The sequence below is a fragment of the Rhodococcus sp. NPDC003318 genome (assembly GCF_042879035.1).
In the GTDB taxonomy this organism is placed as follows: domain Bacteria; phylum Actinomycetota; class Actinomycetes; order Mycobacteriales; family Mycobacteriaceae; genus Rhodococcus_G.
Map to the genome: position 1 here is coordinate 92,266 of NZ_JBIAOU010000007.1, position 12,788 is coordinate 105,053.

At 71.2% G+C, this 12,788-nt stretch carries 8 protein-coding genes; 5 read left to right on the plus strand and 3 right to left on the minus strand.

Going from position 1 to position 12,788, the window contains the following annotated elements; all coding sequences use genetic code 11:
- Nucleotides 1-5 precede the first annotated feature (5 nt).
- The gene (locus tag ACFYVR_RS13930; protein WP_387473952.1) at nucleotides 6-275 is read left to right on the plus strand and encodes a helix-turn-helix domain-containing protein; all 270 of its coding nucleotides are present in this window, start codon (nucleotides 6-8) and stop codon (nucleotides 273-275) included.
- 6 nt (nucleotides 276-281) lie between these two features.
- On the opposite strand, the gene ACFYVR_RS13935 is transcribed toward ACFYVR_RS13930, so the two are convergent.
- Nucleotides 282-1,025 carry an esterase/lipase family protein gene (locus ACFYVR_RS13935; RefSeq protein ID WP_387473954.1) on the minus strand — a complete coding sequence of 248 codons (744 nt, stop codon included), beginning with the start codon at nucleotides 1,023-1,025 and terminating at the stop codon, nucleotides 282-284.
- A 153-nt stretch (nucleotides 1,026-1,178) separates the two neighbouring features.
- Here ACFYVR_RS13935 and ACFYVR_RS13940 point away from each other — a divergent pair, with 153 nt between their 5' ends.
- Nucleotides 1,179-1,574 (plus strand): hypothetical protein, encoded by a 396-nt coding sequence (locus ACFYVR_RS13940; protein ID WP_387473956.1) that lies wholly within the window; start codon nucleotides 1,179-1,181, stop codon nucleotides 1,572-1,574.
- 175 nt (nucleotides 1,575-1,749) lie between these two features.
- On the plus strand, nucleotides 1,750-3,684 hold the full coding sequence (locus ACFYVR_RS13945; RefSeq protein WP_387473958.1) for a glycosyl transferase: 1,935 nt from the start codon (nucleotides 1,750-1,752) through the stop codon (nucleotides 3,682-3,684).
- 330 nt (nucleotides 3,685-4,014) lie between these two features.
- On the opposite strand, the gene ACFYVR_RS13950 is transcribed toward ACFYVR_RS13945, so the two are convergent.
- Both ACFYVR_RS13950 and ACFYVR_RS13955 read right to left on the minus strand, forming a co-directional pair.
- Nucleotides 4,015-5,235 (minus strand): GDSL-type esterase/lipase family protein, encoded by a 1,221-nt coding sequence (locus tag ACFYVR_RS13950; protein ID WP_387473960.1) that lies wholly within the window; start codon nucleotides 5,233-5,235, stop codon nucleotides 4,015-4,017.
- A complete protein-coding gene (locus tag ACFYVR_RS13955; protein WP_387473962.1) occupies nucleotides 5,236-5,823 on the minus strand; it encodes a TetR/AcrR family transcriptional regulator in 588 nt (195 codons plus the stop codon). It lies immediately after the preceding gene.
- Nucleotides 5,824-5,940: 117 nt separating this feature from the next.
- Between ACFYVR_RS13955 and ACFYVR_RS13960 the strand changes: the two genes are divergently transcribed.
- Both ACFYVR_RS13960 and ACFYVR_RS13965 read left to right on the plus strand, forming a co-directional pair.
- Nucleotides 5,941-9,252: an arabinosyltransferase domain-containing protein gene (locus ACFYVR_RS13960; RefSeq protein ID WP_387473964.1), complete on the plus strand. Its 3,312-nt coding sequence runs from the start codon at nucleotides 5,941-5,943 to the stop codon at nucleotides 9,250-9,252.
- Between the two features lie 58 nt (nucleotides 9,253-9,310).
- Nucleotides 9,311-12,604 carry an arabinosyltransferase domain-containing protein gene (locus tag ACFYVR_RS13965; RefSeq protein ID WP_387473966.1) on the plus strand — a complete coding sequence of 1,098 codons (3,294 nt, stop codon included), beginning with the start codon at nucleotides 9,311-9,313 and terminating at the stop codon, nucleotides 12,602-12,604.
- Nucleotides 12,605-12,788 lie beyond the last annotated feature (184 nt).

Below are 12,788 nucleotides of genomic sequence, written 5' to 3' on the forward strand. Positions count from 1 at the left end.
GGGGAATGGTGCGCGTGCCGCTGACGGCGGAGGAGATCGAACGGGGCAGGCTGCTCGGCGGGCTGCTGCGGACCGCTCGCGGCGAGCGGAGCATGGTCGACGTCGCCGCCGAGGCAGACATCTCCGTCGAGACCCTCCGCAAGATCGAGACCGGACGCATCGCGACACCGGCGTTCTTCACCGTGTCGGCGCTGGCCCAGGCGCTCGGACTGTCCCTCGACCGCATCGCGGCCGTGCTGACCGAACCACCGGCCCGCCGGGACGTCGCGTCCTGACCGCCGTCAGCGTCCGTTCGGGAACAGCGTCTCCTCAGCGGTGAACGCGCCGTCCGGATCGTCGACGAACTCGCCGTCGCAGTGCCCCGCGAGCGCGGCCGACACCTGCGCCCACACGTGCACGTTGACGGGTTCGAGGGTGTGGTCGGTGCCGCCGTCGACGGCGGTCGGGGTCGGGGTCATCCGGCACTGGCCGCCGTCGAGCCGGCCGTCCACCCACTCCCGCTCGCTGCGGATGGAGTAGTAGGCCACGTCGCCGGGGGTGTCGTCACCGACGTTCAGGCCGGCCATGAAATCGGTTCCGGGACACACCTCCGCGCCGTTGGGTTGTCCGCACGCGCCCGGCGAGCCGTACTGCGGCGTCCCGAACGCGACATAGGTGTCGACCCGGTCGGCGCCACCGAGGTGCTTGACGTAGTGCCGGGCGCTCACCCCGCCGATGCTGTGCCCGATGAGCGCGATCTCCGCGTCGGGGTGGGCGGCGAGCGCCGCGTCGACCGCCGCTCCGATCGCGTGGGCGTCGGCGTCGATGTCGAATCCCGGCAGGTCCAGCGCCTGCGCCCGGTAGCCCTGGAGGCGCAGCGACTCGACGAGCGGCAGGTACGGCAGGGCGCCGAGGTACTGGCCGGGGACGACGAACGCGATCCGCTCCCGCACCTCGGGTGCCGGGGCGGCGGTGGCGACGTGAGCGCCCGCCGTCGACGCGAGTACCGCACTGAGGGCGGTGACGAGGATTCGTCTCGGAATCATGCGCCGCACCCTACAACGAAGGGTTGACTTACCTGAGGGTTACGAAATCGCAATGAGCTCGGCAAACCCCCACCACGGAAACCCCTCCTCGCCGCGCGGTCCCGACGGAGAATGAGCGAACCGGACCAACCCGGCACTCGGAAGGGGACAGCCATGACCGAACCGTCGGTCAAGCGAGAAGTTGCGGCGGGTACCTCCATCGGCGCCGCCGTCATCCTGGTGACCGTCGGTGTCATCCAGTTGTTCCAGGGCATCGCCGCGGTCGCCGAGGACGAGGTGTTCGTCGTCGGCGTCGAGTACGTCTACAAGTTCGACCTGACCACCTGGGGCTGGATCCACATCGTGCTCGGCGTGATCGTGATCCTCGTCGGTCTCGCACTGTTCACCGGCGCCGGATGGGCGCGAGTGTCCGCGATCGTCATCGCAGCGCTGTCGATCCTGGCCAACTTCATGTGGCTGCCGTACTACCCGTGGTGGTCGATCCTGATCATCGCCCTCGACGTCGTGGTGATCTGGGCGGTGTCGACCTGGCAGCCGTACCGCGCCTGACCACGGGGAAAGCCCGGAACCACCCCATCGGCCGACGGCCACACCGCCCCGCGCGGTGTGGCCGTCGTCGGTGGGCACGTGGTCCGCCCGCAGGCGGTTCCCAGCCGCGATCGGTACCGTCATCCGATGGCGCCCGGCGCCCGACGAGTGTGGAACCGAACGACGGGAACGGTGAATGGGAGTACCAGCGGACGCAACGTCGACGCCCGTCGGCGGTGCCGACACTCGAATCAGCGGCGGTGCCGACACTCGAATCAGCGGCGGTGCCGACACTCGAATCAGCGGCGGTGCCGACACTCGAATCAGCGGCGGTGTCGACACTCGAATCAGTGGCGGTGCCGACACGGTCGTTCTGCCGGTCGCCGAGCGGCGGCCTGCCGCCGCGACCCGTGTCCGTCGACGCCTGCGCCCGTCGCGGTCCGACACCGCAGCGGCCTTCGTCTTCACCGTCGTCGCCGTCTACGTCATGGGAAACCAGTGGCGGCTGCCCGCGTCCGGGTACCTGACCGGCAGCGGCCAGGACCAGCGGATGTGGGAGTGGTTCTTCGCGCTCGCCGCCCGGTCGATCACCCATCTCGACAATCCGCTGGGCACGCTGCTGCAGAACTATCCGCAGGGCGTCAACCTGATGGCGAACACCGCGATGTTCGGGGTCAGCGTCCCGTTGGCGCCGATCACCCTGCTCTTCGGCCCGACCGTCACGTGGACATTCGTCCTCACGTTCGGCCTCGCCTCCACCGCGTTCTCCTGGTACTGGTTCCTGGGTCGGTACGCCGTGCAGTCGCGGGTTTCCGCTGCGGTCGGCGGCCTGCTCTGCGGGTTCGCGCCGGCACTGATCTCCCACGCCAACGGCCACCCCAATTTCGTTGTGCTGCCGTTGCTACCGGTGATCCTCGCGTGCGTGATCCGGCTCTCCCGCGGCGCGGGCACACGCACCGCGGTGGTGCTCGGCCTGCTCGTCGCGCTGCAGATCGCCCTCGGTGAGGAGCCGCTGCTGATCACCGCCGTGACGTTCGCGGTGTTCACCCTGGTGTTCTTCGCCTTCCGGCCCCGGTTCGCGGTGACCGCGATCCGGAACGCCACCGGGCCGCTGCTGCTCGCCGCCGTCATCGCGGTGGTGCTCACCGCCGGTCCGCTGTGGTGGCAGTTCTTCGGTCCGCAGAGCTACCGCTTCATCGACCACGGCCCGATGGGCAACGACCTCAAGGCGCTGACGCAGTTCCCGCGTCAGTCCCTGGGGGGTCGTCTCACTCCCGGCCAGGACGTCGCGATCAACGCGACCGAGGAGAACTCGTACTTCGGCTGGCCCCTGCTGGTGGTCACCCTGGCGGGTGCGATCTGGCTGCGCCGCGTGGCCGTCGCGCGCGCCGCCGCCGTGACGATCGTCGTGATGTGCGTGGTGTCGCTGGGCGCCGAACTGACCATCGGCCGCGAGGCGACGGGCATCGAGCTGCCGTGGTCGTGGCTCGAACGGCTGCCCCTGTTCGAATCGGTGCTCGAGACGCGGTTCGCGATGGGCGCGATCCCCGCGATCGCGCTGCTGGTGGCGCTCGCCCTGGACCGGGCGCTGCGCGAGAAGGTCACGCTCATCCCCTGGACGGTGGCGCTGGCGCTGGCGCTGGTTCCGCTCACCCCGCTGCCGCTCAACGCGGTCCAGCGCGCCCCGGCACCGGACTTCTTCGCCGACGGGACGTGGCGTCGGTACGTCGACGACGGCTCCCTCGTCACGGTCCCCCTCCCCCGCCCCGAGGACGCGCGGGCGCTGACGTGGCAGGTCGAGTCCGACTTCGGATTCCCGCTCGCCGGAGGCTATTTCGTCGGCCCGGTCGGCCCCGAGAAGAAGGCGAAGTACGGGCCCGAGGACCGGCCGACCGCGCAGCTGCTGGGGAAGACGCAGCAGACCGGTGTCGTGCCCGAGGTGACCGACGCGATGCGCGCGCAGGCCCTCGCCGATCTGAACTACTGGCGGGCGGACGTCCTGGTGCTTCCCCGGGACGCCAACGAGCGGGCACTGCGGCTGACGGTCGACGCCCTGCTCGGCACACCCGGACACCGCGTCGACGACGTGTGGGTCTGGGACGTGCGCACTCTCGTGGGGGCAGGCTCCTAGGAGGCGGCGACAGGGGGACGGCACAGGGGCATGGGGGATGTTCGGCTCGCCCCTACCCGGTCCCTAACCTGCGCCCGTCCCCTGGCGGGTGGTGGGCCCGGCCCTGTCGAATGGCATCCGGCACCCACCGGATGCCGGAACCACGCGGCCCTCATCTCCCTTTTCGCCGAACTCCTCGGCCCCGGCTTCGGCAGCACCGCCGAGGGCGGCGAGGGTGAGGGTGGATTCACCCTCGAATCCTGACCCCGGCGGGCGCCGTCCCCTCGGCGGCGCCCGTTTCCGACCCGCCCGCCGGCAGTGCGTCCCCTCCCGCACCGCCGGCGGATCCGGTCATCGCGCCGACGACATCGGAGTGTCGGACGTCCGCTCTCCGCCGCGACCGGGCATCCGACGGCCGAACGGGCCCTCCGGCCCGAACGCGTACTGCGCGAACCGTTCCCCGACCAGGCGGTGAGTGGCCTCGTCGGGGTGCAGCAGGTCGGGCAGCGGCAGCAGGGCGGAGTCGCTCTCCCCGTAGAGGTCTCGCCCGTCCAGCAGGTGCAGGTGCGGATCGTCCCCGGCCCGCTGGGCGATGACGGCCGCGAGCTCTGCCCGGATGACCTCGAGCGTGAGCTTGCCCGCCGCCCGCTCCGCCGGGTCTCCCGCCGATCGGTACCGGATCACACCGTCACGGAGCGCATCGAGATCGAAAATGCTTGGCCCTGGCGATGTTTCGTGGATACCGCAGTACAGAGGCGAGATCACGACCAGCGGGGTCTCCGGGTGGCCGTCCCGGATGGTGTCCAGGAACCCGTGCACGGCGGGACGGAACGCCCGCAGCCGCATGAGATCCGTGTTGACCAGGTTGATGCCGATCTTGAGGCTGATCAGATCGGCCCGCGCATCGCGAATCACCCGCGCGGCGAACGGGTCGAGCAGCATGCTGCCGCCGAACCCGAGGTTCACCAGGTCCACACCACCGGCGGACGCACCGATCGCGGGCCAGATGCCGGTCGGCCTGACTGCGTTGGAGCCCTGACTGATCGAGCTGCCGTGGTGCAGCCACACCGTCCGCTCACGCCACGGCTCCACCGGCGCGTCGGTGCGCAGGGCGACCAGTTGGGTTCTCTCGTTGTGCGGAAGCCAGATCTCGATGTCCTTCTCCCGCTCGGGGAGATCGGTGAAGCGGAGCGTCGTCGCCTCACCCGGCCGCGTCGTGGAGGTCCCCGTCGCCAGATCGATCGTCTGCACGTCGCCGCCGGTCGCGACGGCCTGCGCGGTGGGTGCCCCGTCGACGAGCAGGTCGTAGACGCCGTCGGTGCGGCGCGGGAATCCCGGATAGGTCGCCTTGGTCGGCAGGACGTCGAGTTCGACCACCGTGGCCCGGGACCGGAACGCCACCCGCACACCGGAGGGCTGCGACTCGGACACCGCCAGTTGCGGGTCCGGACACTGGGCGCGCGCCCAGGCCGGGAGCCGGTGCGGCAGCACCCCGCGGCCGGTGTCCTCGAGGTCCATGGCGCCGCGCACGACGGCGGCCGTGAGGGGCGTGGCGGTCAGGTCGTCACGCATTCAGGAGTCACTTTCGTCGGTGGTGGACGCGCCGGAGCGGAGCATCCGGTCGAGTGCGTTCAGGGCCCACGACCAGCTCTCGTCGCTGCCCGGGGAGCTGTGGTCGAATCCGCCGGCCGCCTCGAGGTTCACGAAACCGCTCACCACACTGCCGATCAGCCGCACGGCGTGCGTCTGGTCGGAGCCGGCGAGGTCGTAGCCCCGCAGGATCGCCCGCATCATCTCGCCGAGGCGTCGGCCGTCGCTCGCCTCGACTGCGGCCGGGTCGAGGCGGAGCTGCGTGGCGGCGAATCGACCGGGATGTCGGCGGGCATAGTCGCGGTGGGCGTTCGCGAGCGCGACGAGTGCCTCCCGGCCGGCCCTGCCGGCGAGGGCGTCGGCACTCCGCTCGGCCAGTTCGCCGAGCGCGAGGAGCGCGATCTTGGTCCGCAGGTCGTCCGAGCCGCCGAGGTGGGAGTACAGACTGGCGGCCTTCACGTCGAATCGGCGCGCCAACGCCGACACGGTGACCCGGTCGAAACCGATCTCGTCGGCCAGATCGGCGCCCGCACGGACCAGCCGCTGCTCGGAGAGACCCGCCCGCGCCATGCCACCACCCCTGAACTCTGTCTCGATTTTCCTACATATCGTAGGAAGTAGCCTAACTGCAGCAGCCCTTGGCTGCATTCCCGGGACCGCCCCGCGCATCCCATACGATCGGTGCTTGTGCCTGCCGAGTCCGACGCCCCCGTTGTCCAGTCCGCACCGTCGGCCCCCGACACGTCGGCCCCGCACACGTCGGCAGCGCCGGCTCCCGATCGGTCCGCGTCACGCACCGCGCGCCTGATCGCCGTCGTCACCGGACTCCTCGGCTTCCTCCTCGCCGTCGCGACCCCGCTGCTGCCGGTCGCGCAGCAGGCCGCGTCGGTCTCGTGGCCGCAGAACGGCACCCTCGCCGGCGTCGAGGCGCCGTTGGTGACGTACGAGCCGCTCACCCTCGACATCCGCATTCCCTGCGCGGTCCTCGCCGACCTGGACGGGGCGGGAGGCGGCACCGACGCGGACAACGTGCTGTCCACGGTTCCCTCGGACGCCCCCGACGCCGACGCCGTCGGACTGTCCGTCACCGTCGCGCCGGACGCCGACCGCACCGTCTCCGTCGAACTGCGCGGCGCCCGCCTCGTCGCGGCACCGCTCGCCGACCTGACCGGGTGCACCGCCCTGACCGTCCACTCGGACGCCGACCACACCACCGCCGAGTTCGCCGGCCTGACCGCGACCGACGAGCCGGTCACGGCCGAGGTGCTCGGCGACCAGCGTCCGCAGATGGTCGGCTTCTTCACCGACCTCACCGGACCGGCACCGGACGGGATGCAGGTCCACGCCGACATCGACTCGCGCTTCTCGTCGAGTCCGACGACCTTCAAACTGCTCGCGATGATCGTCGGGGCGCTCGCCACGCTGGTCTCGCTCGCAGCGCTGCACCGCCTCGACCTGCGCGACGGCCGCCGGGCCCGCCACTTCCTGCCCCGGCACTGGCTGCGGCTGCGCGGCGTCGACGCCGTCGTGATCGGCACGCTGGTCGTCTGGCACTTCATCGGCGCGAACACCTCCGACGACGGCTACCTGCTGACGATGGCGCGGGCGTCGGAGCACTCCGGCTACATGGCCAACTACTACCGCTGGTTCGGGGTGTCGGAGGCCCCGTTCGGCTGGTACTACGACGTCCTGGCGGCCATGGCGAAGGTCGGCACCGCCAGCACCTGGATGCGCCTGCCCACGCTGATCGCCGCGATCCTGTGCTGGCTGGTGATCAGCCGCGAGGTGATCCCCCGCCTCGGGCGGGCGGTGCGCCGAAACCGGATCGCCGTCTGGACCGCCGGCCTGGTGTTCCTCTCCTTCTGGCTCCCGTACGACAACGGACTGCGTCCGGAGCCGGTGATCGCGCTCGGCGCCCTCCTCACCTGGTGCTCGATCGAACGGGCCATCGCCACCGGACGCATGCTGCCCGCCGCGATCGGTGTGCTGATCGCCGCGTTCTCGCTCGCCGCCGGACCCACCGGCGTCATCGCCGTCGCGGCGCTGATCGTCAGCCTGCGACCCCTGGTGAAACTGGTCGTCACCCGCGCCCGCGACGTCGGGGTCGCCGCGCTGTTGGCACCGATCCTCGCGGCAGGCACCGTCGTCCTGATCGCGATCTTCGCCGACCAGACCCTCGCGACGGTGCTCGAGGCCGTGGAGGTGCGCACCGCGATCGGCCCGAACGTCTCCTGGTTCGGCGAGTACCAGCGCTACGAGGCGCTGCTCAACGTCTCCCCCGACGGGTCGCTCGCCCGCCGGTTCGGCGTCTTCACGATGGTGCTGTGCCTGATCGTGTGCGCGATGCTGCTATTGCGCGGCCGGGGGCGGATCCCCGGCGCCGCCGCCGGACCGTCGCGCCGCATCCTCGGCATCGTCTTCGTCTCCCTGCTGCTGATGATGACGACGCCGACGAAGTGGACCCACCACTTCGGTGTGTACGCCGGTCTCGCGGGGTCCATCGCCGCGGTCACCGCGGTCGGCATCGCCGCCGCGACGGCCCGGTCGCGGCGCAACCGCGCGCTGTTCGCGTCCGGGGTGCTGTTCCTGCTCGCGTTGGCGTTCACCGGCTCCAACGGCTGGTGGTACGTCTCGAGCTACGGGGTGCCCTGGTGGGACAAGGCCCCCTCGATCAGCGGCAAACCCTTCTCGACCGCGTTCCTGGCGCTGAGCCTGCTGGTGCTGCTCTACGCCGGCTGGCAGCACCTGCGCGAACCGTACCGGGAGCCCGAACAGCCGATCAGCGGCCGGCTCCGCACACTGGTCGCGTCGCCGCTGACGCTCGCGGCCGCGTTCATCGTGCTCGTCGAGGTGCTGTCGCTGGCGAAGGCCGCCGTCGGGCAGTACCCGGCGTACTCGGTGGCGCGGTCCAACCTCGACACCCTCACCGGGGACACCTGTGCGCTCGCGAACGACGTCCTGATCGAACCCGACGCGAACGCCGGGATGCTCACCCCCCTGGCCTCCGGTCCCGACCCGCTCGGCGCGGGCGAGAACGTCGGGTTCACGCCCAACGGCGTGCCCGTCGACCTGACCGCCGACGAGGAGATCACGACCACCGGCGGCGCCAACACCGTCGACTCCCAGTCGACCACCACAGCCACCGCGAGCACCTCGGCGGGCACCGGCGGCGGCACCGGCACCACCGGCGTCAACGGCAGCTCCGTCGCCCTGCCCTACGGGCTGGACCCGGCCACCACCCCGGTCCTCGGCAGCTTCGGCGCCGCCGAGCCGGCACACCTGACCACCGGCTGGTACGCCTTGCCTCAGCGCAGCGACGCCACCCCGCTGCTGGTGATCACCGCCGCGGGCCGCATCCGTTACGTCGACCCGGACGGCATCGTCACCGCCGGACAGGACCTGCGTGTCGAGTACGGGACCCGGGCGGCGAACGGCGAGGTCGAGGTCCGCGGCTCCGTCGCGCCGATCGACATCGGGCCGTCCCCGTCGTGGCGGAACCTGCGGGTGCCCACCGACCTGATCCCCGCCGACGCCGACGCCGTCCGGCTCGTCGCCGACGACCACGACCTCACCCCGAAGCAGTGGCTCGCCGTCACCCCGCCGCGACTGCCACAGACTCAGACACTGCAGGACGTCGTCGGGTCGCAGGCACCGGTGCTGCTGGACTGGTCCGTCGGCCTGTCCTTCCCGTGCCAGCGTCCCTTCGACCACCGGTACGGCGTCGCGGAGGTGCCGGAGTACCGGATTCTGCCCGACCGGGTCGGCGCCGACTCCACGAACGCGTGGCAGGACAGCTTCGGCGGCGGCCCGCTCGGCTGGGTCGACCTGCTGCTCACCGCGCAGACCATGCCCAGCTACCTCGACCACGACTGGGACCGGGACTGGGGATCGCTCGAGCGGTACACGCCGCGGGACGAAACCGCCACGACGGCCGCGGTCGGCGTCGAGACCGTGACCCGATCCGGGCTGTGGTCACCGGGGCCGATCGCCGCCCGCTGAGGCCTGCATTCCCGACGCGGTGCCGGTCACTCAGACTGCTCGCATACCATCGTCAATCGTGTCCGACGCCCTGACAGCCACCGCACCAGCCACCGCCGAACCGGAACCGGTCGATCTGCGGGCTCGGTACCGGACCGCGCGGCTGGTCGCGATCGTCACCGGTCTGCTCGGGTTCCTGCTCGCGATCGCCACCCCGCTGCTGCCGATCACGCAGACCACGGCGAGCCTGAGCTGGCCGCAGTCCGGGGGTGTCGCGGACGTCGAGGCACCGCTCGTCGCGCAGGTGCCGATCGACCTGCAGGCCACCATCCCGTGTCGCCTGGTCGGCGAGCTGCCCGCGTCCGGCGGGCTGCTGCTCGCGACCGCGCCGCCGCAGGGCACCGGCGCCCCGCTCAACGCGATGTTCGTCCGCGTCACCGACTCCAGCGTCGACGTCCTCGACCGCAACGTCGTGGTCGCGTCCGCACCGCGTGACGAGGTCGAGGCCGGCGGTTGCTCGGCGATCACCATCGTCTCCGACATCGACCGGACCACCGCCACGTTCGAGGGCCTGTCCGTGGACGGCGCTCCCGTCGACGGCACACTGACCGGCGACCTGCGACCCCAGGTCGTCGGCGTGTTCACCGACCTCGACGCCGACCCGACCGGTGAACTGTCGCTGACCGCGAACATCGACTCCCGGTTCTCGTCGTCGCCGACCCTGCTGAAGCTGACGGCGATGGTGCTGGCCGCCCTGATGACGATCAGTTCCCTGGTCGCGCTGCACCGTCTCGACGGCATCGACGGCCGCACCCACCGCCGGTTCTTCCCGTCGCACTGGTGGCGGGTGCGTCCCCTGGACGGACTCGTCGTCGGCGTCCTCGTGCTGTGGCACTTCGTCGGCGCCAACACCTCCGACGACGGGTACCTGCTGACGATGGCCCGGGTGTCCGAGGTCTCCGGTTACATGGCCAACTACTTCCGCTGGTTCGGTGTCCCGGAGGCGCCGTTCGGGTGGTACTACGACGTCCTCGCCGCCCTCGCGAAGGTCTCCACCGCGAGCCCGTGGATGCGGCTCCCCGCGCTGATCGCCGGCATCCTGTGCTGGCTGGTGATCAGCCGCGAGGTGATCCCGCGGCTCGGCCGCGCGGTCCGGCTGAACCAGGCCGCGGTGTGGACGGGCGCGCTGGTGTTCCTCGCCTTCTGGCTGCCCTACAACAACGGCCTGCGGCCCGAACCGATCGTCGCGCTCGGCGCGCTGCTGACGTGGTGCTCCGTCGAACGCGCCATCGCCACCGGACGCCTCCTGCCCGCCGCCGCGGCGATCATGATCGCCGCGTTCTCGCTCGGGGCCGCCCCGACCGGACTGATGTGCGTGGCCGCCCTCCTCGCCGGTGCCCGGCCGATGATCCGGATCGTCGTCCGCAGGCACCGCGCCGTCGGCACCCTGCCCCTGGTCGCGCCACTGCTCGCCTCCGGCGCGATCGTGCTGGTCGCGGTGTTCGCCGACCAGACGCTCGCCGGTGTCCGCGAGGCCACCCGGGTGCGCACCCTGATCGGCCCGAACATGCACTGGTACGAGGAGTTCCTCCGCTACTACTACCTGTTCGTGCAGACCGTCGACGGGTCCGTCGCCCGCCGGTTCGCGTTCCTGGTGATGGTGCTGTGTCTGTTCACCACCCTGTTCGTCCTGCTGCGCCGCAAGCGGGTGCCCGGCGCCGCCGTCGGCCCGTCGTGGCGTCTGCTCGGCGTGGTCTTCGGCACCGTCTTCTTCATGATGTTCAACCCGACCAAGTGGACCCACCACTTCGGTGCGTACGCGGGCATCGCCGGATCCCTCGCCGCGCTGACCGCCGTCGCGGTGTCGGCGACCGCACTGCGGTCGCGGCGCAACCGCACCATGTTCGCCGCCGGACTCCTGCTCGTCCTGGCCTTCTCGTTCTCCGGAATCAACGGCTGGTGGTACGTCTCGAGCTACGGCATCCCGTGGTTCGACAAGACCATCTCCCTGGCCGGCATCCAGGTCAACACGGTGATGCTCGCGCTGTTCCTGGTCGCCGTCGTCCTCGTCGGCTGGCAGTTCTTCCGCGAGGACTTCATCGGCAAGGAGATCACGGCGTCCGGCCCCCGAGGTCGACGCATCAAGGCCCTCGCCGCGATGCCGCTGACCGTCGTCGCGGCGATGATGGTGCTGTTCGAGGTGCTGTCCCTGGTCAAGGGCGCCGTCTCGCAGTACCCGGCGTACTCGCTGGCCCGCTCCAACGTCGACGCCGTCACCGGATCCCCGTGCGGCCTCGCCGACGACGTGCTCGCCGAAACCGACGTGAACGCCGGACGGCTCCAGCCGATCGCCACCCCCGGAGCCGATCCGGCCGACCCGCTCGCCGGAGTCGACGCCACCGGGTTCAGCCCGAACGGCGTCCCCTCCGACCTGTCCGCCGACTACACCGAGATCAAACCGGGCCAGGCGAACACCGACAGCCAGTCCATCGGATCGTCCTTCGCGACCGGAGCCGACGCGGGCACCGAGGGCGGCACCGGCGACCTCGGCGTCAACGGCTCGACCGTGAAGCTGCCGTTCGGCCTCGACCCGGCCACCACCCCCGTCCTCGGCAGCTACCAGGAGGGCGTGCAGGAGCCCGCGCTGCTGACGTCGAGCTGGTACCAGCTGCCTGCGCGCAGTGACCAGACCCCGCTCGTGGTGATCTCCGCCGCCGGCCGCATCTGGTCGGAGAGCAAGGACGGCGAGGTCACCTACGGGCAGTCCCTGCGCCTCGAGTACGGCCGGCGTGCCGCCGACGGCACCGTCACCCTCCTCGGCAGCTACCTGCCCAAGGACATCGGCCCCGCACCGTCGTGGCGGAACCTGCGAATCCCGCTCGACGAACTGCCCGACGGCGTCGACGCCGTCCGGGTCACCGCCAACGACCCGAACCTCACCGGCGACCAGTGGCTGGCGTTCACCCCGCCGCGGGTGCCGCAGCTGCAGACCCTCAACGACTACGTCGGCTCCGAGCAGCCCGTTCTGCTGGACTGGGCCGTCGGCCTGCAGTTCCCCTGCCAGCGTCCGTTCGACCACCGGTACGGGGTCGCCGAGGTCCCCGGCTACCGCATCCTGCCCGACCGCCCGCTGGCCGTCAGCTCCACCGACACCTGGCAGGCCGCCGAGAACGGCGGACCCCTCGGCTGGACCGAGATGCTGGCCGAATCCTCCACCGTCCCGACCTATCTGCGCGACGACTGGGGTCGCGACTGGGGCGCCCTGGAGCGGTACACCCCCTACTACCCCGACGCCACCGCCGCGACCGTCGACACCACCGAGGTCACCCGCTCCGGCCTGTGGAGCCCCGGCATGATGCGCGTCTACCCGTAGCCGCCCACCCCTCCTCCGGCTGAAGGGCACCTTCGTACGGTTCATCCGTACGAAGGCGCCCTTCAGCCGTCGAACGCACCGCGAGCCGAACACCTACCGCGAGCCCCACCGCGAGCCGAACACCTACCGCGCACCGAATGGCTGAAGGGCACCCTCATGCGGTTCAACCGCATGAAGGTGCCCT

What these genes read in the sequence shown, in the direction of transcription:
- ACFYVR_RS13940 (WP_387473956.1), top strand. Translation starts at nt 1,179, where the DNA reads ATGACCGAACCGTCGGTCAAGCGAGAAGTTGCGGCGGGTACCTCCATC.
- ACFYVR_RS13935 (WP_387473954.1), bottom strand. Translation starts at nt 1,025, where the DNA reads ATGATTCCGAGACGAATCCTCGTCACCGCCCTCAGTGCGGTACTCGCG.
- ACFYVR_RS13945 (WP_387473958.1), top strand. Translation starts at nt 1,750, where the DNA reads ATGGGAGTACCAGCGGACGCAACGTCGACGCCCGTCGGCGGTGCCGAC.
- ACFYVR_RS13930 (WP_387473952.1), top strand. Translation starts at nt 6, where the DNA reads ATGGTGCGCGTGCCGCTGACGGCGGAGGAGATCGAACGGGGCAGGCTG.
- ACFYVR_RS13955 (WP_387473962.1), bottom strand. Translation starts at nt 5,823, where the DNA reads ATGGCGCGGGCGGGTCTCTCCGAGCAGCGGCTGGTCCGTGCGGGCGCC.
- ACFYVR_RS13950 (WP_387473960.1), bottom strand. Translation starts at nt 5,235, where the DNA reads ATGCGTGACGACCTGACCGCCACGCCCCTCACGGCCGCCGTCGTGCGC.